Source organism: Hydrogenophaga pseudoflava (genome assembly GCF_031020795.1).
Lineage (GTDB): Bacteria > Pseudomonadota > Gammaproteobacteria > Burkholderiales > Burkholderiaceae_C > Hydrogenophaga > Hydrogenophaga pseudoflava_A.
This window is the reverse complement of sequence record NZ_JAVHJP010000003.1, coordinates 326,430-349,901: the sequence shown is the minus strand read 5'-3', so window position 1 is coordinate 349,901 and position 23,472 is coordinate 326,430. Positions and strand designations below refer to the sequence as shown.

The window sequence follows — 23,472 nt, the reverse complement described above, 5'->3', positions numbered from 1 at the left end:
GTCAGCTCACCGAGCAGGTGAAGCTGCTGGCCTTGTTGGTGTCGCCGCTGCCCTTGTACTTCGGAAAGCTGGGGTAGGGACACAGCGGGCGCTCGAACGTGCCTGCGTCGGAGGTGCCGGTGGCCACCAGATGGTCCGGTGCGATGCCTTTTTCCACCCATTCCACCAGGGCTGTGATGAGGTCGGCCTTGGCCGCTCCCGGGCCCGTCAGGTCGTGCCCCACACCCGGCGAGGTGACAAACCGCGCGAAGCGGTCGAACTTGGCGTTGCCGCTGCTCTGGCGCACCTGGTCCAGATAGGACGCGGTGCGGTACACCGAGACACAGGTGTCGGCCAGGCCGTACCAGACCAGCAGTTTGCTGCGGTGGGCGAAGCGGCCCAGGTCGGTCGAAGGCTCCATGGTGCGGGACAGTGCCTGCCACTTCGCGCCCATGCTCAGCGGGTCGTGGTTCATGGAGTCGGCGGTTTCAGAGCCTGTCAGGGCCTGGATGACCGAGGTGGGGGCGATGTAGCTGAAGCCTTTGCGCAGGAAGTCGCCGTCGTACTCGAAGCCGAACGCGTAGACCTGCCAGTCCCCGGTGGCGGCGCCGCCGCGACCGTAGCGTTCATAGCCGGTCATGCCGTTGGCCAGGGGCAGGGGCACGCTCTTGTCGGCGTAGTTCAGCCGGATGGCCTCGATCTGGCCCGAGGTGAGGCAGCTGTCGTCCTGGATGCCGGCCACGTCGTCCGCGCACTTGAGGTCGGCGGGCACGTAGGTGCAGGCCTCGACGTTGCCGATGATGCCGTCGGCCAGTCCGTCCAGCGTGTCGCAGGCCGCGATCTCGGCGGCCGCGTACAGGGCCGATTTGGCGGGGCTGATCCAGTGGGCCTGCGCGGGCACGGCTGCATTCACGCTGCCGTCCGCGTTGCGGCCGTAGATCCAGCGGTTGAAGTCACCCATGTTGACCTGATGGGCCTGCTGGCTGATGGCGGGCGACATGGCCAGCACGCCGTCGTAGTCGTTGGGGTAGCGGTCGGCGGCGATCAGGCCCGAGCGGCCGCCGTTGGAGTGGCCCACCATGTAGCGCCGTGTGGGGGCCTTGCCGTAGAACTGGGTGGCGATGTGCGTGCCCACCTGCAGCGCCAGGTGGTTGGCTTCCTGGGCGTGGTTCTGTAGGGCCACCGGGTCCGTGCCCCAGGCGAAGTCTTCCGTCTGGTGGCCGGAGTCGGAGCTGATGCGCACGAACGGCAGCGCTGCATCAGTCTGTACGTACTTCACGTGCCAGGGGTCGTCCGTGGGGATGAAGCCGTCGAAGCCACCGCCGCCCAGCGTCATGGTCTTGCCGTTCCAGTCCTTGCCCTCCGGCAGTTCCACGGCCCAGTGGATGGTGGAGCGGGGGCCGGACACGATGGTGCCGCGCACAATGCAGGCCCTGGGCAGGGTGATGGGCTCGCCGGTGCCGTAGTGCGATTCGTTCACGGTCTGGGCTTTCCGCAACTCGGTGCGCTCGAAGCGGGCGTTGACCGGCAGCTTGCTGGGCACATACGACGCACACGACTGGGCCAGCGGACGCGACGCGGGTGGTGGTGGCTCGTCGCTGCCGCCGCAGGCGGCCAGCAGCAGAGCGCCCGGCAGCAGGCTGCTCAGGATCAGGACACGGCGCCCTTGAGGCGCCACCGGGTTTATGCTGAATGAATGTTTCATCATCGTGCTTCCTTGCAAAGTGGGGTTCGCTCGCGCGCTGCCGGGGCGGCCCGGGCGGTTGCCACGGTGCGACGGGCGTGGCCCATGCTAGGAATCGGGTTTCCCGGCGTCTTGTACGCCGCGGGGAACCGCGGGTAATCACCGATGCCGGACGGACACGCCATTGCCGGGGTGGTTTACCTGGGCCACGACTGGCTGATGTACGCCGATCCCGCGCTGCGCTTCAACCTGTCCCAGAACGTCGCGCCCGCGCTGGTGTGGGGTTCCGGACCGGGGCCGGCCACGCTCACCTTGCGCAACGGTGGTGAGGTCCGCGCACCGCTGTTCATGCATGCGGGCGGCGCGTGGAGTGGCATGGCCCGGCCCAGGGCGATGGCCTTTCTGTATGCCGATCCCTTGTCCGCTGCGGGCGCCGGCCTGCAACGGCTGGCGCAAGCCGGCGTGGCGCCGTGGCCCGATGCGGGTCTGATGGATCGCCACGGCATGGATCTGCCGGCGCTGTGCACCGGCGGGGTGTCTGCCGCCCTGGTCGGACGCTGTGTGGGGGAGGTGCTGGCCGAGGTGCTGGCGCAGTCGGGGGCTGCACTGCTGGATGCCCGGCTGGCCGGTTTGCGTGAGCGCCTGCACCGCCGGGGTGAGGGGCGTGCGGACCCTGCCGCCGTGGCTGCGGAACTGGGGTTGTCGGCCGAGCACGTGCGCAAGCTGTTCCGCCAGCGGGTGGGCATGACGCTGTCGAGCTACCAGTCGTGGGTCCGGCTCTACCAGGTGGCCGTCGGCGCCTGCGAGGCACAGCAGCGTGGCGAGGCGCACAGCGCCACCGAGCTGGTCGGTGCCGGCGGTTTCTACGATGCTTCGCACGCTTCCCGGGCGATTCGCCGCTACTTCGATCTGCTGCCGACCGAGATGCTGGCGCCCAGGGCCTTTGTGGATTGCCGTCAGGCTGGACGCGACTGAACCTTGGCAGCGCGCTGGCTGACACCGATCGCCAGCAGCATCAGCGCCAGCCCGACCCAGTGCAGCTGCAGCATGTGGCCCTGCGCGATCAGCGCGCCGCCCAGGGCCGCCCCCAGGCCCTGACCGGCGTACATGGCCGAGGTGTTGAGCGCCACGGACGCCGGTGCCAGCACCGGTGAGAGATGCACCAGGCGCGCCTGCTGCGCCGAGTTGCTGGCAAAGCACCCCAGCGCCCAGGGCACCATGACCAGCGCCTGTGCGACCAGGCCCGCGCGCCCGGCCGGCCACAGGGCGAGGCTGACCGCCATCAGCAGCAGGGCGGTCAGCACGGCGCGAGGCGCGCCCAGGCGGTCCACCCAGCGGGTGAGCGCGATGTTGCCGAGCAGGCCGAAAGCGCCGAACCACAGGAACAGCAGCGAGAGCGCGGCCGCGCCGGCCGACAGCGTCTGCTGCAGATAGGGCGCAAAGTAGGAAAAGAGGGTGAACTGCCCGAACGAGGACAGCAGGGTGACGCCCAGCGCCAGCATCAGCGGCGCGGACCCGAGCGTCCGGCCCCAGGCCTCCCGCGACAGGGCCGCCGGCCGCACGCCGTCGGGCATGGCGCGCCAGACCCAGGCGGCGCTGACCACGGCCAGCAGCGCCACCAGCGCGAACGCCCAGCGCCAGCCCAGCACACCGCCGATCCAGGCCGACAGCGGCATGCCCATCACCGAGGCCACCGACCAGCCCAGGAACACGAAGGCGATGGCGCGCCCGCGTTGGGCCTCGGGCACCAGCAGGCCGATGCAGGCGGCGGCCTGTGGCGTGAAGACGGCCGGCGCGACCACGGCCAGCACGCGCAGCGGCAGCAGGCTGAGGTAGCTGGGGGCGAGCGCGCTCAGCCCCATGAGCAGCGCGTACCAGAGCAGGCTCAGGGTGAGCAGGCGGCGCCGGTCCCAGCCGGCGACCAGGGAAGCGAACAGCGGTGCGCCCAGCCCCATCATGATGGCCCCGGCGGTGATGAGCTGACCGGCCTGCGGGATGCTGACCCCCAGCGAGTGGCTGATGTCCGGCAGGGTGCCTGGCACGGCCATCACGCCGGTGCCGATCACGAAATTGCCGGTCATCAGGGCCCAGAGGGCGGACGCCGGGCGGCTGTCGGAACGAGGATGGGACATCGGAAGCAGTATCGCGGGCCGGTGGTGCCGCCGGTCAGAGCGACAGTCCCCCAGGGAACACCCACAGCAGCAGGGCCGTGAGCACGATGTAGCGCAGCAGCTTGCCCACGGCCATCCAGGCCACGCAGGGCCAGAACGGAAAGCGCAACCAGCCCGCCACCGCGCACAGCGGGTCACCGATCAGTGGCAGCCAGGCCATCACGCAGGCCTTGGGGCCGAAGCGCTCCAGCCAGTCCAGTGCGTGCAGTTCGGTGGGCCTGTGCCGCGCGCGGTCGACCACGCGGTGGGCACCAGCCCCAATGAACCAGTTGAGTGCACCGCCCGCGGTGTTGCCCACGGTGGCCACCGCGATGGCTGGCCAGAACAGCTCCGGGTTGAGCTTGAGCAGGCCGAACAGGGCGGCCTCCGAGCCGACCGGCAGCAGCGTGGCCGACATGAAGGAGACGACCAGCAGCGCGCCCAGGCCCGCCTCGGGCATGGCCAGCCAGTGCAACAGGGAACTCAGCCAATCGGGCATGTGCGGGGTGTGGGTATCGAGTTGCAACCAGTGGTCGGGATATCGTCTGCTGAAAAAACAGGCAGATACAATGCGCATCCCTTCGCGCGGGCAACGCCGCCTTCGCCGCGACACCCACCCTCCAGACCATTCTCCCATCGCCATGCAACTGGGTCCGTACACCCTGCCGAATGCCCTGTTCGTTGCGCCCATGGCGGGGGTGACGGACCGGCCGTTCCGCAAGCTGTGCAAGCGCCTGGGCGCGGGTTATGCGGTCAGCGAGATGGTGACCAGCCGGCCCGAGCTGCAGGACAGCCTCAAGACCTCGCGCCGCGCCGACCACAGCGGCGAGCCCGGGCCGATCGCGGTGCAGATCGCGGGCACCGACGCGCAGATGATGGCCGACGCCGCGCGCTACAACATCGACCGCGGCGCCCAGATCATCGACATCAACATGGGCTGTCCGGCCAAGAAGGTCTGCAACAAATGGGCCGGCTCGGCCCTGATGCAGGATGAGGCGCTGGCGTTGCAGATCGTCAAAGCGGTGGTCGAAGCGGCCGCGCCGCACGGCGTGCCGGTGACTCTCAAGATGCGCACCGGCTGGTGCGCCGACGTGAAGAACGCGCCGGTGATCGCGAAGGCCGCCGAAGCCGCCGGCGTGCAGATGCTGACGGTGCACGGGCGCACGCGCGAGCAGGGCTACAAAGGCTTTGCCGAACACGACACCGTGGCTGCGATCAAGCGCGCCGTGCGCATTCCGGTGGTCGCCAACGGCGACATCGACAGCCCGCACAAGGCGGCCGAGGTGCTGCGCCACACCGGCGCCGACGCGATCATGATCGGCCGCGCGGCCCAGGGCCGACCCTGGATCTTCCGCGAGATCGCGCACTTCCTGGCGACCGGCCAGGCGTTGCCCGCGCCCGACCTGATGGAGGTCAAGTCGTGGCTGCTCGATCACCTGGAAGATCACTACAGCCTGTACGGCGAATACACCGGCGTGCGCAGCGCGCGCAAGCATCTGGGCTGGTACGCCCAGTCGCTGCCCCTGCCCGCGGGCGAGGCCGCGGCTTTCCGCCAGCGCGTCAACGCGCTCACGACCGCCCAGGCGCAGCTCGACTGTGTGCGCGACAGCCTCGACGCCTGGGCCCAGGCCGGGCAGCGCGAAGACCACCTCATACAAGAAGACTGGAAACTGGCAGCATGAGCAACCACAACCTGCACGACTGTGTGCGTGCCAGCATCGAAGGCTATTTCCGCGACCTCAACGGCACCGACCCCGCCGGCCTGCACGACATGCTGGTCAAGGCGGTCGAGAAGCCGCTGCTCGAAGTCGTGATGCAGCAGTCGCAGAACAACCAGTCGCGCGCCGCGCAATGGCTGGGTCTGAACCGCAACACGCTGCGAAAAAAACTGCTGGAACACAAGCTCATTGACTGAGCCTTTGGCCGCCGGCACCCGAATTACAAACCTCCCCAGAGCACATCCCATGCGAGCACTTCTCTCCGTCTCCGACAAGACCGGCATCGTCGAATTCGCCCAGGCCCTGCACGGCCTCGGCGTGACCCTTCTGTCCACCGGCGGCACCGCCAAGCTGCTGGCCGACCAGGGCCTGCCCGTCACCGAAGTGGCCGAGGTCACGAACTTTCCGGAGATGCTGGACGGCCGCGTCAAGACCCTGCACCCCAAGGTGCACGGCGGCCTGCTGGCCCGCCGCGAGCTGCCCGAGCACATGGCTGCGCTGAAGGAACACGGCATCGAGACCATCGACCTGCTGGTGGTCAACCTCTACCCGTTTGAAGCGACGGTGGCCAAGCCCGGCTGCACGCTGGCCGACGCGATCGAGAACATCGACATCGGCGGCCCGGCGATGGTGCGCAGCGCCGCCAAGAACTGGAAGGACGTGGGCGTGGTGACCGACGCCGGCCAGTACGCCGCTGTGATCGGCGAGCTGAAAACCAGCGGCAAGCTCAGCGACAAGCTGCGCTTCGCGCTGTCGGTCGCCGCCTTCAACCGCATCGCCCAGTACGACGGCGCCATCAGCGACTACCTGTCGTCGGTCACCTTCGAAGAAGAGAAGCTGGCCGAGAGCTACGTGCCTGCGCGCAACCTGTTCCCCGGCCAGTCCAACGGTCATTTCATCAAGGTGCAGGACCTGCGCTATGGCGAGAACAGCCACCAGCAGGCCGCGCTCTACCGCGACCTGTACCCGGCTCCTGGCTCGCTGGTCACCGGTGTGCAGCTGCAGGGCAAGGAGCTGTCCTACAACAACATTGCCGACGCCGACGCCGCCTGGGAATGCGTCAAGAGCTTCGAGGCGCCGGCCTGCGTGATCGTCAAGCACGCCAACCCCTGCGGCGTGGCCGTGGGCAAGGACGCGCACGAGGCCTACGCCAAGGCCTTCCAGACCGACCCGACCAGCGCCTTCGGCGGCATCATCGCCTTCAACCGCACGGTGGACAAGGCGGCGGCCGAAGCCGTGGTCAAGCAGTTCGTCGAGGTGCTGATGGCGCCCGACTTCACCGCCGAGGCGCTGGAGATCTTCAAGCCCAAGGTCAATGTGCGCCTGATGAAGATCGCCCTGCCTCAGGGCGGTGCCAGCGCCTGGGACCAGGGCCGCAACGCCATGGACGCCAAGCGCGTGGGCTCGGGTCTGCTGCTGCAGACCGCCGACAACCATGAGCTGGCGTTGGCCGATCTGAAGGTCGTCACCGTCAAGCAGCCCACGGCGGAAGAACTGCAGGACCTGCTGTTCGCCTGGAAGGTGGCCAAGTACGTCAAGTCCAACGCCATCGTGTTCTGCAAGAACGGCATGACCATGGGCGTGGGCGCCGGCCAGATGAGCCGCCTCGATTCGGCTCGCATCGCCAGCATCAAGGCCGAGGCGGCCAAGCTGTCGCTGCAGGGGACGGTCGTCGCGAGCGACGCCTTCTTCCCGTTCCGCGACGGTCTGGACGTGGTGGTCGACGCGGGTGCGACCTGCGTGGCGCAGCCGGGCGGTTCGATGCGCGACCAGGAAGTGATCGACGCGGCCAACGAGCGTGGCGTGGCGATGGTGTTCACGGGCGTGCGCCACTTCCGCCACTGAGGTCTGGTCTCAACGGAATGCAAAAGGGCTCTTCGGAGCCCTTTTGCATTGTTAAGAACAAGATAAGTTGCAACGGATACAAACGCAGGACCCGTCGTGACGGGGTGTCGAGCGCCAGAACGGCCCGGCCCCGTGATCCAGCAGTCCTGTCATGCGCAACGCTCCGTCCTTTGTTCCTTCCGATTCGTTCAACCGCTCGTTCGGTTTCCTGGCCATGGCGCTGTGTGCGGCCGGTGCCGTGGTGGCGCAGACGCGTCATGCGGTCATCGGCTGGAGCGTGGCCGCGCTGCTGGGCGCCCTGTGCATGGGCGCGCTGGCCCTCTGGGCGCCGCGCAGCCTGACACCTCTCAGCAAGGCCTGGATGGGGCTGGGCAGGCTGATGGGCCGGGTGGTCAACCCGCTGGTGTTCGGCCTCATGTTCTTCGTTCTCATCACCCCCGTCGGCTGGGTGATGCGCCTGCGGGGGCGGGACGCGCTGAAGCTGCGTCTGGACCCTTCCGCACGCTCGTATTGGGTGGACCGGCGACCGCCGGGTCCCCGCCCCGAGTCGTTCAAACATCAGTTCTGAGGTCGGACATGCTGGAGATCGTCAAGGAGTTGTGGGCGTTCCTGCGCTCGCGCAAAAAGGTGTGGCTCGCACCCATCATCGTCATCGTGGTGTTGCTGGGACTGCTGCTGATCGCCGCGGAAACCTCGGTCATCGCGCCCCTGATCTACACCCTGTTCTGAGCGATGAACATCATCGGCATCTCCGCCTACTACCACGACTCGGCGGCCTGTCTGGTGCAGCACGGACGCATCGTGGCGGCGGCCCAGGAGGAGCGGTTCACCCGCAGGAAGCACGACGCCGGATTCCCGCTGCAGGCCATCCGGTACTGCCTGGCGGAAGCGTCGCTCAAGGCCGCGGACATCGACCACGTCGTCTTCTACGACAAACCCTTCCTGAAGTTCGAGCGACTGCTGGAGACTTACCTGGCGTTTGCTCCCAGGGGCTTCCAGAGCTTTGCCACTTCGCTGCCGGTGTGGATCAAGGACAAGCTGTTCCAGAAGGGCATGCTGGTGCGTGAACTGCAGGAACAGCTGGACCCAGATGTCGACTGGTCGGCGAGGCTGCTCTTCTCCGAGCACCACCACAGCCACGCGGCTTCTGCGTTTTTCCCCTCCCCGTTCGAGGAGGCCGCGGTGCTCACGATGGACGGCGTGGGCGAGTGGACCACCACCTCGCTCGCGATCGGCAAGGGCAACAGCCTGGACATTCACCGCGAGATCCACTTTCCCCATTCCCTGGGCCTGCTGTATTCGGCCTTCACCCACTACACGGGCTTCAAGGTGAACTCCGGCGAGTACAAGGTCATGGGCCTGGCGCCGTACGGCGAGCCGCGCTTCGCCGACAAGATCAAGGAACACCTGATCGAGCTGCGGGAAGACGGCTCGTTCCGGCTGAACATGGCCTATTTCGACTACTGCACCGGCCTGACCATGACCAACAGCCGCTTCGACGAGCTGTTCGGCGGGCCGGCACGCAAGGCCGAGGCCCTGCTCACGCAGCGCGAGATGGACCTGGCGGCCTCGATCCAGGCGGTCACCGAAGAGGTGGTGATCAAACTGGCTAAGGGCATTCGCAAGAGCACCGGGCAGGGAAACCTGTGCCTGGCTGGCGGCGTGGCGCTCAACTGCGTGGCCAACGGCAAGCTGCTGCGCGAGCGGGTCTTCGACCAGATCTGGGTGCAACCCGCATCGGGCGATGCGGGTGGCGCGATCGGTGCGGCGCTGGGCGCGTACCACATCCTGCTGGGCCAGCCCAGGTCCGTGGGCCCGTCCGACACCATGAGCGGCTCGTACCTGGGCCCGGCCTTCGCGCAGGACGACATCGAGGCCCGCCTGCGCCAGGCCGGGGCGGTCTTCACCACACTCGACGACGACGCCCTGATCGACGCCACGGCCGACGCGCTGGCCCGCGGCTGCGCGGTGGGCTGGCACCAGGGCCGCATGGAGTTCGGCCCCCGGGCGCTGGGTGGCCGGTCGATCCTCGCCGACCCCCGCTCGCCCTCGGTCCAGAAGCAGCTCAACCTGAAGGTCAAGTACCGGGAGTCCTTCCGGCCGTTCGCCCCCAGCGTGCTGCGCGAGGATGTGCAGGACTGGTTCGACATCGATGTGGACAGTCCCTACATGCTGATGGTGGCCGACGTGGCCAAGGAGCGGCAGTCGCCGATGACCGAAGCGCAGCAGCGGCTGTTCGGCATCGACAAGCTCAATGTCCCGCGCTCGTCCATTCCCGCGATCACGCACGTGGACTATTCGGCGCGCATCCAGACGGTCCATGCCGAGACGAATCCTCGCTACCACCGCCTGATTTCGCGGTTCAAGGAACTGACCGGCTGCCCGGTGCTGGTCAACACCTCGTTCAATGTCCGAGGCGAGCCGATTGTCTGCACGCCCGAAGACGCCTTCCATTGCCTGATGGGCACCGGCATCGAGTTCCTGGCCGTGGGCAACTGCGTGATGCGCAAGGAAGACCAGAACCCCGCGCTGCTGAGGGACTACCGCAATGCCTACGAACTCGACTGAAACCTTGTCCGCAGGCAAGCGCCTGGTGTTCTACCTGGTGCTGCTGAGTCCCTTGCTGGCCATCGTCGGTGGTGGTCTGTACCTCGTGCTGGGCACGTCCCTGGTTCGCGAGGTGTACCTGGCGTCGTGGCGCAACCTGGAAACCCCCTGCATGCGGTGGACCGACCAGGGGTACGGCTACAAGGCCAAGCCGGGACCCTGCGTTCTGAACAATCCGGAATACCGGACGGTGATGACGTTCGACGAGGAAGGGTTCCGCAACGCCGACACCAAAGCGCCCGCCGATGTGGTGCTGATCGGGGACTCGCACACCCAGGGTTTCGGCGTCAACGACTCGGAGACCTTTTCGGACATTCTCCGCACCCGGTACCAGTTCCGGACCAGGAACCTGGGTATTTCCTCGTACGCCACCCTGCGCGAGCTGGAGTCGCTCAAGGCCTACACGGGCGGTGAGAAGGTGGTGGTCCTGCAGTTCTGCAACAACGACGCGGATGAGAACAAGCGCGCGGTGGAGAGCACGCGGGAGGAGTTTCTGGCCCAGGTGCACTCGCGCTGGCTGCACATGCAGGCCCGCTACCACGACAACAAGGCGCGTGGTCCCATCGCTCCGGTGCTGGACTTCGCGCACGCCATCCTCAAGGGCGACTACAGGAGCCATGCCCGGTTCGAGGCGCGCAGCCTGGCGCGCAACATGCGCTGGGAGGCAGACAATTTTGCGAAGGTGGTTGCGCGGTACCGTTCGCTGCTCGAAGGCAAGAAGCTCATCGTGTTCGAATCCAGCGGCTTCGGGTTCAACCACCCGGGTTTCAAGCCGGCGTTCGAGGCGGCTCTGTCGCAACACGCTCCCGGCCTGGATGTCGCGGTGCTGGACAGCCAGGCCCTGCTCTCGCGCTCGGACTACTACCGCATCGACGACCACCTCAACGCCAAGGGGCACGAGCACCTCGCGCAGATCCTCTCGCCCCTGATCACCGACGCCCTCAAACCCGCCGCGCCCTGAGGTCGCCGCGGGCGGACGGGATCACCGTCCGAACGAAGCGAACACCTCCCGCGCCGCGGCCACGGTGGCCGCAATGTCGTCCGCGGTGTGCGCCGCGCTCACAAAGCCCGCCTCATACAACGCCGGTGCGATGTACACGCCGCGGTCCAGCAGACCGTGGAACAGGGTGTTGAACTTCGCGCCCTCGGTCTTCATCACGGTGGCGTAGTTCTGAGGCAGCTCAGGCATCAGGAAGAAGCCGAACATGCCACCCTGGCAGTCCACGCTGAAGGGCACACCTTCGGCGTCGGCGGCGGCCTTCAGGCCGTCGACCAGCGAGCGCGTGGTGGCCGAGAGGGCCTCGAAGAAGCCGGGCTTCTGGATTTCCTTGAGGGTGGCCAGGCCGCAGGCGGTGGCCACCGGGTTGCCCGACAGCGTGCCGGCCTGGTAGACACCGCCCAGCGGCGCCAGGTGTTCCATCACCGCGCGCTTGCCGCCGAAGGCTGCCAGCGGCATGCCGCCGCCAATCACCTTGCCCATCACCGTCATGTCGGGCTCGAAGCCCGGGATCAGCGAGGCGTAGTGGCCCTGGGCGCTGCCCAGGCCGACGCGGAAGCCTGTCATCACCTCATCGAACACGAACAGGGCGCCGTGCTGCGTGCACAGCTCGCGGATGCGCTGGACGAACGGAACACTGGCGCGCACGAAGTTCATGTTGCCGGCGATCGGCTCGATGATCACGCAGGCGATGTCGGCCCCGTGTTCGGCGAACGCGGCTTCGATCTGCGCCACGTTGTTGTATTCCAGCACCAGGGTGTGCTGCACCACCTCGGGCGGCACGCCGGCACTGGTCGGGTTGCCGAACGTGGCCAGGCCCGAGCCTGCCTTGACCAGCAGCGCGTCGGCGTGGCCGTGGTAGCAGCCTTCGAACTTGATGATGGTCTTGCGGCCGGTGGCTCCGCGCGCCAGCCGGATCGTGCTCATGCCGGCTTCGGTGCCCGAACTCACGAGGCGCACCATTTCCAGGCTGGGCACCAGCTTGACGATCTCCTCGGCCAGCTCCACCTCCCGCTCGGTCGGTGCGCCGAAGGAGAAGCCTTCCATCGCGGCCTTCTGCACCGCTTCGAGCACGGCGGGGTGGCCGTGGCCCAGGATCATCGGCCCCCAGGAACCGATGTAGTCGATGTACTTCTGGCCATTGGCGTCCCAGAAGTAGGCGCCCTGCGCACGCTGCACGAAGCGGGGCGTGCCGCCGACGGCGCGGAAGGCGCGCACAGGAGAGTTCACGCCGCCGGGGATCAGCTGCTTGGCGCGTTCAAAAAGGTCCAGGTTGCGGTCGCTCATGAAAGATTCAGTGCTTGGTGGTGTCCAGGGGAAAGTCGTCGGCATCCAGTTGGCTGTCGGGCGATGGTGTTTCGGTGGCGGCATCCTCCGGAGACTCTTCGCCGTCTTCTGCATGGGCCCAGAACAGCCGGTCCGGCACCGCATGACCCATGCCGGGCTGGAAACCGGCATCCAGGCACTGGTCCAGATAGGTCAGCGCCTCGGCGCAGGCCGACTGCAGGTCGGCACCGGCCGCGATCAGGGCGCACAGCGCGGCGGACAGCGTGTCGCCAGCGCCGCCGAAGGTGGCCTCGAAGCGTTCGTAGCGTGCGGTGGCCAGCACGGCTTCCGGGCTTGCCAGGTGGCTCTCAAGGTATTGGTCTGCCGCGTTGAATCCGGTCACCAGGGTGTAGGGCACACCATGCACCGCGGCGGCCCGGGCCACCTCGCGGGCATTGGGCGGGCGGTCGCCTTCCCATTCGGGCAGAAGCCAGCGGCACAGCGTGCTGTGGTTGCCGACCAGCACCGTGGTCTGGGGCAGCAGCAGTTCCACGCAGGCGTCCAGATAGGTCTCGATGGCCAGTTCGTCCCACCAGGAGAGGTCGGGCATGTAGGTGACCACCGGGACGTCGGTGTAGTCCGTGGTGATGCCGGCGATCACGCTGAGGTTTTCCGGATTGCCTACGAAGCCGACCTTGAAGGCCTTGACCGGCATGTCCTCCAGCGCACAGCGGGCCTGGTCGGTGACCGCTTCCTCGTCGAAAGCGATGTGGTCGTGGATCTCGGTGGTGTCCCGGACATAGGCGCCCGTGACCACCGCCAGCACGTGGGCCGATGCGCTGGACATGGCCGTGAGGTCCGCCGCCAGTCCACCGGCGCCGCTGGGGTCGTTGGCGTTGAAGACCATGACGCACGGCAGCGACGTTTCACCAGGCTCCACTGCATTGGAGGGCAGGGGAGTGTCGGGGTGTTGGGACATTGTGGGGGCAGCGTGTTGCGCGAAAAACAGTATCAGGCGCCTCGGGATTTCCACCAGCGCGAGCTCATCGGCGGCCCTCCGTGGCTCGATACAATGGCCGGATTCTATGACAATGCCTTCGCTGACATGACCGAAACCAAGACTTGGATGTGCCTGATCTGCGGGTGGATTTACGACGAGGCCGCAGGCTCGCCCGAGCACGGTATTGCACCGGGAACCGCATGGGCAGATGTGCCGATGAACTGGACGTGCCCCGAGTGCGGCGCCCGCAAGGAAGATTTCGAGATGGTCCAGATCTGACGCGCCGGCGCCGCAGCGCATGCTGCAGTCCGGCACCCTGTCACCCTCCCTCCACAAGCAACAGGAGCGACCAGCAGTGAATCCGACGCCCACATTCAAAGTCCTGGTGGTCGACGACAGCAACACCATCCGTCGCAGCGCAGAAATCTTCCTCAAGCAGGGCGGGCACGAGGTGCTGCTGGCGGAAGATGGATTCGACGCGCTGGCCAAGATCAACGACTACCTGCCCGATCTGGTGTTCTGCGACATCCTGATGCCTCGGCTGGACGGCTACCAGACCTGCGCCATCATCAAGCGCAATGCGCGATTCGCCAACATTCCGGTCGTGATGCTGTCCTCCAAGGATGGCGTGTTCGACAAGGCGCGTGGCCGCATGGTCGGCTCTCAGGAATACCTCACCAAACCCTTCACCAAGGACCAACTGCTGCAGGCCGTGCAGCAGTTCGGCGCACACCTCACCGGAGCTGCATGATGCCCATTCAGAAAATTCTCGTCGTGGATGATTCCAAGACCGAACTCATGGTTCTGTCCGATCTGCTGGGAAAAAATGGCTACAAGGTGCGAACCGCTGAGAATGCGGAAGAGGCCTTTCGTCGGCTCGGCGAGGAAAAGCCGGAACTGATTCTGATGGACGTGGTGATGCCCGGTCAGAATGGATTTCAGCTGACGCGGGCGATCACCCGCGACCCCCAATATTCCGACATCCCCATCATCATGTGCACCAGCAAGAACCAAGAGACGGACCGTGTCTGGGGAATGCGCCAGGGTGCTCGTGACTACGTGACCAAGCCGGTCAACGCGGAAGAACTGATCTCCAAGATCCGGGCTCTCGGTTGACGTGGCGGACCGGGTGAACGACTGAACGCATGGCCAACCGTCAATCCCTCAAAGACCTTCAGGTGCGCCTTGCGGAGCGCCTGACTGCAGCCAGAACCGAGGGCGCCTCGCTGTCCTGGCTGGCTCTGGAGGCCGGGGGTGGTCGTTTCCTCGTGCCACTGGTTCAGTCGGGCGAGATTTTTCCCTGGGCCAGTCTGCAGACCGTCCCGTACACCAAGCGGTGGTACGCAGGAGTCGCCAGCCTCCGGGGTGGATTGCACGGCGTGATCGATCTGGCGCTGCTGTCCGGCCGGCTCGCGGCGTCCTCTGCCACGAGGACGGCCGATCGCGTGACCTCGGAGTCGCGCCTCGTGAGCCTTCATTCCGCGCTCGGCGTGAACGCCGTTCTCTGGATCGACCGCCTCCTGGGGCTGCGCAATCCGTCCATGTTTGCGTCCGTGGTGGAGCGCGACCCGCAGGCGCCTGCATGGTACGCCCGGCGGTTCACCGACAAGGATGGTCGTGAGTGGCAGGAGTTGAACCTGCAGGCGCTGTCCCATGACCCGGAGTTTCTCGCCATCGCGGCCTGATGTGCGTCGCCAGGCGATGCATGGGTGGCAGGTCGTCATCAGTAACGTGTGGGCGGATCCCGATGGATCCCGTTTTTTCTGTTGGAAGGTTGTTTCATGGCCATGCTTGATCGAATCCAGGGGATGTTCCGCAAGAACGGGGCCGACGATCCCGATCTGAGCGACCTCGCCGAACAGGACGTGGCCCGCATCGCCGCCGAGCGCCTTGCGGAGTCGCGCACGGACGCTGATTTTGCGGAGAGTCGCCTGAGCACCGATGGTCCGGATCCGGCCGAGCTGGAGCTGGGGGTGCTCAGCCTGCCGGTGCTGGGCCGTCGGAGTGCGGAGCAGCACCGCCGAACCTTGGGCACCCTGCTGCTGTTCGCGGTGGTGCTGCTGACCGCTGTGGTGTTCTTCGTTCTGAACAAGACCGAAAAGGTCGGTCAGCAGGTGGCCGCCAGCGGCCAGGCGCTGATGCAGTCCCAGCGGCTGGCCAAGAGCGTGTCCCAGGCCCTGATCGGCAATCCGGCCGCTTTCGCGGAGGTGAAGGACAGCGCCGACGTGCTGTCGCGCAACGTGCGTGGCTTCAAGCAGGGGGACGACGCCCTGGGGCTCAATCCCCTCGGTCCCGAGTTCGAAGGCCTGCTCGGCGAGTTGCTGCCCAAGGTGGACTCTGCCGAACGCAATGCCGGTGTGGTGCTGTCGCAGCAGAAGATCCTGACGCAGGTGGGCGACGCGCTGCGGTCCATCAACCGCCAGTCGTCCGACCTTCTGGAAATCGCTGAAACGGTGTCCTCGCTGAAGCTGCAGCTCGGCGCGCCCCCGACCGAGATTTCCGCCGCCGGCCAGCTGGTGATGCTGACGCAGCGCATCGGCAAGTCGGCCAACGAGTTCCTGACCATGGAGGGCGTGAGCCCCGAGGCCGTGTTCCTGCTGGGCAAGGACCTGAACACCTTCAAGGAAATCGCCGAAGGCCTGCTCAACGGCAGCGCCGAACTGCGACTGAAGTCCACCACCGATCCGCAGATCCGTGAGCGGCTGGAAGCCCTGCTGAAGCTGTACGAACAGACACGCACCGACGCTGGCGCGATTCTGGGCAACCTGCAGGGTCTGGTGGCCGCCCGTGAGGCGCAGGCCGGCGTGATCGGTGACAGCGAACCGCTGCGCACGGGGCTGGAGAGCTTGCAGAGCAAGCTGTCCGCCGCCTCCGGTCTGGGGGGCGGTGAGCTGTTTGCCATGGTGGCGTCGGCCCTGTTTGCACTGGCCTGCGGTGCGGCGCTGGCCTATGTCCAGCTGCTGGAAAGCCGTCAGCGCCAGCTGATTGCGGAAAGCCAGCGTATCGCGGCCGAAGCGCAGCAGCAGGACGCCAAGCGCGTCAACGACGCCAACCAGGCCGCCATTCTGCGACTGATGAACGAACTGCAGACAGTGGCCGAAGGGGACCTGACGCAGGAAGCCACCGTGACCGAGGACATCACCGGCGCCATCGCCGACTCGGTGAACTACACGGTGGAAGAACTTCGCTCGCTGGTGGGCAACGTGCAGGCGACAGCCACCCGCGTGGCGCAGACCACCTCGGCGGTGGAGAGCACCTCGACCGAGCTGCTGGCGGCGTCCACCGAACAGCTGCGCGAGATTCGCGAAACCGGTCAGTCGGTGCTGGACATGGCACAGCGCATCAACGACGTGTCCGGCCAGGCGCAGGAATCGGCCCGTGTGGCCCGCTCTTCGCTGCAGGCCGCCGAGTCCGGTCTGCAGGCCGTGCAGGACGCCATCGGTGGCATGAACGCCATTCGCGACCAGATCCAGGAAACCTCCAAGCGCATCAAGCGGCTGGGTGAATCGTCCCAGGAGATCGGTGAAATCACGGAGCTGATCTCGGACATTACGGAACAGACCAACGTGCTGGCCCTCAACGCCGCCATCCAGGCCGCGTCGGCCGGTGAAGCCGGCCGAGGCTTCTCGGTGGTGGCGGAAGAAGTGCAGCGTCTGGCCGAACGCTCGGCAGACGCCACGCGCCAGATTGCGGCGCTGGTGAAGGCGATTCAGACCGACACGCAGGACGCGGTGGCCGCCATGGAGCGTTCCACGCAGGGTGTGGTGGAAGGGGCCAAGCTGTCCGACAACGCCGGTACCGCACTGTCCGAGATCGACCGCGTGTCGCGCCGCCTCGCCGAACTGATTGAGCAGATTTCCAGTGCAACGCTCCGCGAAGCCGAATCCGCCAACGAGGTGGCCGGCAACATCCAGCACATCTTCGCGGTGACCGAGCAGACCGGTGAAGGCACGCGCTCGACGGCCGCGCAGGTGCGCGAGCTGTCTTCCATGGCCGAGGAACTGAGGCAGTCGGTGGCCCGATTCAAGATCGCCTGATCGGCCGTCAGGCCCGACCCATCATGCTCGATACCCAAGACCACGCCACGTCCGACGCGCCACTCAACGACCTTGGGCCGCTGGCCTGGGTGTTCGAGGAGTTGCGCAAGTCGCTGGAAGGTGCCAACAAGGCGATCCGGCGGTTCATCCGGGAATCCGAGCAGGCGCGCCACAGCGACCTCGAAGCGGTCGACCCGGGGTCGCTGCGCGTGGCCCGGCAACAGATTCACCAGGCCGTGGGTGCGCTCGAGGTGGTCGGCCTCGCAGCCCCTGCGCAGGTGTTGCGCGGCATGGAGGCGGCTGTCCAGCGGTTTGTGCAGCGCCCGCTCAGTTGCACCGACGAGGCGGCTGGCCAGGTCGAGCGGGCCAGCTTCGCTCTCATCGAGTACCTCGAGGCCGTGCTGAACGGCAAACCGGTGCCGCCGGTGGCGCTCTTCAGTCAGTACCGTGAGGTGCAGGAGCTGGCCGGTGCGGAGCGCGTGCATCCGGCCGACCTGTGGTCCTTTGACCGGCGGGGCGTGGAGGCGCCCGCTCCGGTCGGCATTTCGCCGATGAAGGTGGACACCCAGGTCCGCTCCCTGTTCGACCGCCTTGTGCTGCTGGTGGTCAAGACCAACAGCCGCGCCGCCGCCACGCAGCTCGCGCGCATGTGTGCGAGCCTGGCCGCCGGTGCGCAGCAGCCCCGTGTGGTGACGTTCTGGCGGACGGCCGGGGCCTATTTCGAGGGCCTGTCACAGAACCTCATCGTGCCCGACGTGTACGCCAAGAGGGCGGCTTCCCGCATCCTCCTGCAGCTCGCAGGTCTGGCCCAGGGCGGCGCACGCGCCGAGGTGTCCGAGACCCTGTTGCATGATCTTCTGTTTTTCTGTGCCCAGGCGCGTCCTGTGCCCGGCACGCCGGCCCCCCACCTCGAAGCGGTGCGTGCCGCGTTCGGCCTGAGCGAGGCCGCGCCGGTGGACTACAGCCAGGCCACGCTCGGCCGTTTCGACCCCGCGCTGCTGGTGCAGGCGCGCAAGCGGATCAATGCAGGCAAGGAGTCGTGGTCGCTGCTGGCGGGTGGTGACCTGAGCCGTGCCCGGTCGGTGCTCGACCAGTACACCCTGATCGGCGAGTCGCTGCTCAAGTTGCATCCGGCCAGCACCGGGCTGGCCCGCTCGCTGGTCAAGGCCGCGGAGCACGTGGCGCGCTCCCCCGGCAATGTCAAGCCCGAGTTGTCGATGGAGGTGGCGACCACCACCCTGTACCTGGAGGCGGCGTTCGAGGATTTCGACCCCAACGACGCCTCGCTCACCGACCGCACCCAGTTGCTCTCGGAGCGTCTGGAGAAGGTGCTGGCGGGTGAGCCCGCACAGCCGCTCGAACCCTGGATGGAGCAGCTCTACCGCCGGGTGAGCGACCGCCAGACGCTGGGCAGCGTGGTGGGTGAACTCAAGGTGGCGCTGGGCGAGGCGGAGAAGTCGCTCGACCAGTTCTTCCGCGCGCCCAGGGAAAAGGCGGGCCTGCATGTGGCCGTGTCCCAGCTGGTGCAGATGCGCGGCGTGCTCTCGGTGCTCGGCCTCGAACAGGCGGTGCAGACCGTCACCCGCATGCGCACGACGGTCGAGCAGATCCTCGACACCGAGATCGACGAGGACATGGCCCGTGAGGCCGGTACGTTCCAGCAGCTGGGCAACAACCTCAGCGCCCTGAGCTTCCTGGTCGACATGCTCAATTACCAGCCCGCGCTGGCCAAGAAGCTGTTCGTGTTCGACGAACAGGCGGGCGAGCTCAAGCCGCTCATGGGACGAATGGCACCGGAGGTGCCGGTGGCCCGACCTTCCCAGCACGCGGCCCAGGCGTTGAGCCAGGACGTCCAGCGCGTGGTCGAAGGGGCCCAGAACAACGTGGACCTGGCCGAGCTGAGCGAACAGCTCGACTCCCTGGCCGACCAGGCCTCGCTGGCGGAACAGGAAGGTGTGGCACGCGCCGCGCGCGAGGCGGCACAGGCCGTGGTCGGCAGCGACGCAGCCGCCGGTGCCCAGGCGCTGGTGGGGCTGGCCCAGTCGGGCGCGCCGGCGGCACCTGTCCATCCGCCGGTGCCGGTGAGCACGCCGGTGGAAGACGACGGCGAAGACGACCTGCGCGACATCTTCCTGGAGGAAGGCCGCGAGGTGGTGGGCAACGGCCTGGCTGCGCTCGAAGCGTTGCGCCACGAACCCGGACAACTGGAGCAGCTGACGACCCTGCGCCGTGCCTTCCACACCCTCAAGGGCAGCTCCCGGATGGTGGGGTTGGGTGAGTTCGGTGAAGCGGCCTGGGCCATGGAGCAGGTGCTCAACTCCGTGCTGGCCGAGCAGCGGCCGGCAGAACCGGCGCTGCTGTCGCTGGCGCGGGAGGCCATGGTCGAACTCGGCCGTTGGGTGGAGGACATCGACCAGAACCGGGACGGGCACTGGAAGGCCCAGCCCTTCCGCAACAGTGCACAGGCCTGGCGCGACCGCCGGGAGCATCTCCCGCTGACCGGTGCCGACCCGGAGCCGGTGGAGACCGTGGAGGTGGTGGAGGTCGTGGAACTGGCCGATTCGCCGGTCCTGGAGTCTGCGACGTCGATCGAGGTCGACGCCGAGGATGCCCCAACAGTGGATTTGGATCTGGATGCACCGGGGGACGGTGCCGGCCTGGCGATTCAAATCGACGTCCCCGAGCCGATGCTGTCGGACCCTGCACCGCTCGTCGATGCGGTGGCACCCGAAGCGATCAGCGAGGAGTTGCCTTCCGCGCAGCCAGACGCCACAGACGAGCATCCATCCATCTTCGACGAGATCTCGCTTGATCTGGAGGCGGAGCTGCCCCAGGCGCACGACCTGCAGGACTCCATGCCCGCCGCGCCGTTCAATCCGGGCCAGCCCGACGGCGTGCAGGTGATGGAGCCCGAACCCGAAGCGGTGGCGACGCCTGTGCCGGAACCGGCGCTGTTGGAAGAGCCCGTGGACACATCGGCGCCGGCGCAGGACGATGAGGCGCCGGAGGCCCAGGCTGAAGCACACAGCGGGGACGCCGCTGTCCCTGGCGATGCCGCGGCAGACGAAATGCTCGACGAGCAGACCCGCGCCATCGGGCCGCTGCGCATCGGCATCCGCCTCTACAACGTCTATCTCAACGAGGCCGACGAATGGTCGCGCCGGCTGGGTGTGGCGCTGTCCGAGTGGTCGCTGGAAAAACACGAGTACCTGCCTGAACAGGCCGAAGCGCTCGCGCATTCCCTTGCCGGAAGCTCGGCGACGGTCGGCTTCCAGCCGCTGTCGGACATCGCACGTGCGCTGGAGCACGCCCTGGCGCTGGTCGGTTCGCACCAGCGTGCCGGTCAGCCGGCGACCGATCTGCAGGCGCAGCTGTTCGTGGCCGCCGCGGAGGACATCCGCCGCCTGCTGCACCAGTTCGCTGCCGGGTTCTACAAGGAACCCAACCCTGAGCTGTTGGCGGGCCTGGAGGCCCTGTTGCACCTGCCGACGCCGACCGAATCGGACACGGCCGGTGAGGCCCCGGCGGATGAATCGTTGCTGGACATCGAGCTGAACACCCAATGGGATGCGGTTCCCGCCGAGACCGAGCCGCCGGTGGAGCCGGAGCAGGCCTTGCCACCGGTGGAAACCATGGAATCCGGTGGGCCGCCTCCGGCTCCGGAAGTTTTCGCAGCGGATCCCATTGCACTCGCGGACGACGACACCATGCTGTCGCCGCTGCCGGACCCGGATGAGCCCCGGGGGCCCGTGCAGGACATCGATGACGACATCGACGCGCTCGACACGATCGATGTCGACCTGTTCCCGATCTTCTCGGACGAGGCCCTGGAACTGTTGCCTCAGCTGGGCGGCGCGCTGCGTCAATGGACCGCCAGACCGGACAACAGCAGCGCACGCGCCGAGGTGCTGCGCAACCTGCACACGCTCAAGGGCAGCGCCCGGCTGGCCGGCGCCTTGCGCCTGGGCGAAATGGCGCACCGGATGGAAACCTCGGTCGAACGGCTGGGCTCCGAAGCGCCGCAGGCGGAGGAGCTGGAGCCTTTGCAGGCGGCCTACGACGCACTGTGCGCCCGCTTCGACCTGCTGCGGAGCACGGACCCCGCGTCCCATGGCGTGGTGCAGACCGCGCCGGAGCAGTCCGCCGAACCACCGCTGTCGATCACCGTGGTGGACGACACGACGGAAACGGTCGCGGAGCCCCTGGCCGAGCCGCAGGCGCCTGTCGCGACGGCAGCCGCTCCCTCGGGCCTGACTGGTCTGTCCCTGCCGCAGGCCCCCGTGCCCGTGCCGCAGCGCGCCGGCGCCGCGGTCCGGGTCCGTCCCGAGCTGCTGGACCGCCTGATGAACCAGACCGGTGAGGTCATGATCTCGCGCTCGCGCATGGAGTCCCAGCTGGTGACCCTGCGCGGCTCGCTCAAGGACCTGACGGGCAACCTCGACCGTCTGCGTCACCAGCTGCGCGACATCGAGCTGCAGGCCGAGACGCAGATGCAATCTCGCCTGGCGCAGGCGCGCGACGCCGAACTCTCGTTCGATCCGCTGGAGTTCGACCGCTTCACGCGCGTTCAGGAACTGACCCGCATGATGGCCGAGTCGGTGAACGACGTGGCCACGGTGCAGCGCAACCTCCAGCGCGCGGTCGAAGCGACCGAAGACGGGCTGGTCGCCCAGGCGCGCCAGACGCGCGAACTGCAACGCGACCTGCTGCGCACCCGCATGGTGGAGTTCGAAGGCATTTCCGAGCGCCTGTACCGCGTGGTGCGCCAGGCCTCGAAGGAAACCGGCAAGCAGGTGCGGCTGGACATCACGGCCGGTCACATTGAAATGGACCGCGGCGTGCTGGACCGGATGACCGCCGCGTTCGAACACCTGCTGCGCAACAGCGTGGTGCACGGCATCGAATCGCCGGAGCGCCGCGTGGAACAAGGCAAGCCTGCGGAAGGCCGCATCGAGATCCTGCTGGCCCAGGAGCTCAACGACGTCTCGGTGACCTTCCAGGACGACGGCGCCGGCATCGATCTGGCGCGTCTGCGCGAAAAGGCCCTGGCCCAGGGCCTGGTGCCCGCCGGCGCGGTGCTGTCCGACGATGAGGCCGCACAGCTGATCTACACACCCGGCCTGAGCACGGCCAGCGAGGTTTCGTCGTTGGCAGGGCGCGGCGTCGGCATGGACGTGGTTCGCAACGACGTGGTCGCGCTCGGTGGCCGCATCGAAACCCATTCCAACACGGGCCAGGGCACGAGTTTCAAGCTGGTGCTGCCGCTGACCACCGCCGTGACGCAGGTGGTGATGCTGCGCGCGGGCGAGCTGACGGTCGGCGTGCCGTCGACACAGGTCGAACTGGTCCGCCGCGTCAGCGCCGACGAGCTGGCACAGGCCTACGCCAAGAAGGCGCTCACATTCGGTGGCGAGGAAGTGCCGTTCTACTGGTCGGGGGCCCTGCTCCAGTCGACACCGAAGTCGCTGGAAACGCAGGCGCGCACCTTGCCGGTGGTGATCTTCCGAAGCGCGGCGCAGCGGGTCGCGATGCACGTGGACGAGGTGCTGGGCAACCAGGAAGTCGTGGTGAAGAACCTCGGTCCGCAGCTCTCGCGCCTGCCCGGCCTGGCCGGCATGTCGGTCCTGGCCTCCGGCGCGGTCGCCCTGATCTACAACCCGGTGGCGCTGGCCACGGTGTACGGTGACCAGGTGCAACCCTGGATCGAGGGTCGCCTGCACCGCGACGCCGTGTCGGGCGAGGGCGTGGAGGTCGTGCTGCCGGTCGAGGTGGCGGTCAGCGCCGTGCCGCTGGTGCTGGTGGTCGACGACTCGATCACCGTGCGCCGTGTGACGCAGCGCCTGCTGCAGCGCGAAGGCTACCGCGTGACGCTCGCGGCCGATGGCCTGCAGGCGCTGGAGCGTCTGCAGCAGGAGCGGCCGACCGTGGTGCTGTCGGACATCGAGATGCCGCGCATGGACGGCTTCGATCTGGTGCGCAACATCCGCAACGACCCGCGCCTGGCCGATCTGCCGGTGATCATGATCACCTCGCGCATCGCTGAGAAGCACCGCGAACACGCCCGCGAACTGGGCGTGGACCACTACCTGGGCAAGCCGTACTCGGAAGACGAACTGCTGGCCCTGGTGGCGAACTACGCACAGGCCGCTGCCAGCGCCTGATGCCTGGCGGGCCGTTGCGCCCGCCGGC

19 protein-coding genes are annotated in these 23,472 nt (G+C 67.4%); 14 read left to right on the top strand and 5 right to left on the bottom strand.

What is annotated here, in order from left to right; translation table 11 throughout:
- Position 1: 1 nt before the first annotated feature.
- Entirely contained in the window at positions 2-1,684 is a 1,683-nt protein-coding gene (locus RCO38_RS11275; RefSeq protein ID WP_308328405.1) for a tannase/feruloyl esterase family alpha/beta hydrolase, read from the bottom strand.
- 144 nt (positions 1,685-1,828) lie between these two features.
- On the opposite strand from RCO38_RS11275, the gene RCO38_RS11270 reads away from it, so the two are divergent.
- Positions 1,829-2,638, top strand: a complete 810-nt coding sequence (locus RCO38_RS11270) for a helix-turn-helix domain-containing protein (RefSeq protein ID WP_308328404.1) — start codon at positions 1,829-1,831, stop codon at positions 2,636-2,638.
- Here the strand turns inward: RCO38_RS11270 and RCO38_RS11265 are convergent.
- Together RCO38_RS11265 and RCO38_RS11260 are read right to left on the bottom strand one after the other, a co-directional pair.
- Positions 2,620-3,795: an MFS transporter gene (locus tag RCO38_RS11265; protein ID WP_308328403.1), complete on the bottom strand. Its 1,176-nt coding sequence runs from the start codon at positions 3,793-3,795 to the stop codon at positions 2,620-2,622. The two genes, RCO38_RS11270 and RCO38_RS11265, sit on opposite strands and share 19 nt — an antisense overlap.
- 34 nt (positions 3,796-3,829) lie before the next feature.
- The gene (locus RCO38_RS11260; RefSeq protein ID WP_308328402.1) at positions 3,830-4,312 is read right to left on the bottom strand and encodes a YqaA family protein; all 483 of its coding nucleotides are present in this window, start codon (positions 4,310-4,312) and stop codon (positions 3,830-3,832) included.
- Between the two features lie 142 nt (positions 4,313-4,454).
- Here RCO38_RS11260 and dusB point away from each other — a divergent pair, with 142 nt between their 5' ends.
- The 7 genes from dusB to RCO38_RS11225 all read left to right on the top strand — a co-directional run bounded on the left by dusB (position 4,455) and on the right by RCO38_RS11225 (position 10,944).
- Complete coding sequence (gene dusB / locus RCO38_RS11255; protein WP_308328401.1) at positions 4,455-5,495, top strand: tRNA dihydrouridine synthase DusB; 1,041 nt, start codon at positions 4,455-4,457, stop codon at positions 5,493-5,495.
- The gene (locus RCO38_RS11250) at positions 5,492-5,728 is read left to right on the top strand and encodes a helix-turn-helix domain-containing protein (RefSeq protein ID WP_308328400.1); all 237 of its coding nucleotides are present in this window, start codon (positions 5,492-5,494) and stop codon (positions 5,726-5,728) included. The genes dusB and RCO38_RS11250 overlap by 4 nt, the downstream gene beginning before the upstream one ends.
- 49 nt (positions 5,729-5,777) lie before the next feature.
- Positions 5,778-7,376, top strand: coding sequence for a bifunctional phosphoribosylaminoimidazolecarboxamide formyltransferase/IMP cyclohydrolase (purH, locus tag RCO38_RS11245; protein ID WP_308328399.1), 1,599 nt, complete (start codon positions 5,778-5,780; stop codon positions 7,374-7,376).
- A 151-nt stretch (positions 7,377-7,527) separates the two neighbouring features.
- Positions 7,528-7,944, top strand: a complete 417-nt coding sequence (locus RCO38_RS11240; protein WP_308328398.1) for an SxtJ family membrane protein — start codon at positions 7,528-7,530, stop codon at positions 7,942-7,944.
- A gap of 8 nt (positions 7,945-7,952) precedes the next feature.
- Positions 7,953-8,105 carry a DUF5989 family protein gene (locus RCO38_RS11235; RefSeq protein WP_308328397.1) on the top strand — a complete coding sequence of 51 codons (153 nt, stop codon included), beginning with the start codon at positions 7,953-7,955 and terminating at the stop codon, positions 8,103-8,105.
- 3 nt (positions 8,106-8,108) lie between these two features.
- On the top strand, positions 8,109-9,944 hold the full coding sequence (locus RCO38_RS11230; RefSeq protein ID WP_308328396.1) for a carbamoyltransferase family protein: 1,836 nt from the start codon (positions 8,109-8,111) through the stop codon (positions 9,942-9,944).
- Positions 9,945-9,948: 4 nt separating this feature from the next.
- Positions 9,949-10,944 carry an SGNH/GDSL hydrolase family protein gene (locus tag RCO38_RS11225; protein WP_308328395.1) on the top strand — a complete coding sequence of 332 codons (996 nt, stop codon included), beginning with the start codon at positions 9,949-9,951 and terminating at the stop codon, positions 10,942-10,944.
- A gap of 21 nt (positions 10,945-10,965) precedes the next feature.
- Here the strand turns inward: RCO38_RS11225 and hemL are convergent, their stop codons facing one another.
- Complete coding sequence (hemL, locus tag RCO38_RS11220; protein WP_308328394.1) at positions 10,966-12,267, bottom strand: glutamate-1-semialdehyde 2,1-aminomutase; 1,302 nt, start codon at positions 12,265-12,267, stop codon at positions 10,966-10,968.
- A gap of 7 nt (positions 12,268-12,274) precedes the next feature.
- Positions 12,275-13,225, bottom strand: coding sequence for a bifunctional hydroxymethylpyrimidine kinase/phosphomethylpyrimidine kinase (gene thiD / locus RCO38_RS11215; RefSeq protein ID WP_308328393.1), 951 nt, complete (start codon positions 13,223-13,225; stop codon positions 12,275-12,277).
- Positions 13,226-13,351: 126 nt separating this feature from the next.
- Here thiD and RCO38_RS11210 point away from each other — a divergent pair, with 126 nt between their 5' ends.
- From RCO38_RS11210 to RCO38_RS11185, 6 genes are all read left to right on the top strand, one after another.
- A complete protein-coding gene (locus RCO38_RS11210) occupies positions 13,352-13,525 on the top strand; it encodes a rubredoxin (RefSeq protein ID WP_066158881.1) in 174 nt (57 codons plus the stop codon).
- A 76-nt stretch (positions 13,526-13,601) separates the two neighbouring features.
- A complete protein-coding gene (locus RCO38_RS11205; RefSeq protein WP_308328392.1) occupies positions 13,602-13,997 on the top strand; it encodes a response regulator in 396 nt (131 codons plus the stop codon).
- Positions 13,997-14,362 carry a response regulator gene (locus RCO38_RS11200; protein ID WP_308328818.1) on the top strand — a complete coding sequence of 122 codons (366 nt, stop codon included), beginning with the start codon at positions 13,997-13,999 and terminating at the stop codon, positions 14,360-14,362. The genes RCO38_RS11205 and RCO38_RS11200 overlap by 1 nt, the downstream gene beginning before the upstream one ends.
- Positions 14,363-14,391: 29 nt before the next feature.
- Positions 14,392-14,931, top strand: coding sequence for a chemotaxis protein CheW (locus RCO38_RS11195; RefSeq protein WP_308328391.1), 540 nt, complete (start codon positions 14,392-14,394; stop codon positions 14,929-14,931).
- A gap of 96 nt (positions 14,932-15,027) precedes the next feature.
- Positions 15,028-17,283 carry a methyl-accepting chemotaxis protein gene (locus tag RCO38_RS11190; protein ID WP_308328390.1) on the top strand — a complete coding sequence of 752 codons (2,256 nt, stop codon included), beginning with the start codon at positions 15,028-15,030 and terminating at the stop codon, positions 17,281-17,283.
- A 23-nt stretch (positions 17,284-17,306) separates the two neighbouring features.
- On the top strand, positions 17,307-23,444 hold the full coding sequence (locus tag RCO38_RS11185) for an Hpt domain-containing protein (RefSeq protein WP_308328389.1): 6,138 nt from the start codon (positions 17,307-17,309) through the stop codon (positions 23,442-23,444).
- The last annotated feature ends 28 nt before the right edge of the window (positions 23,445-23,472 follow it).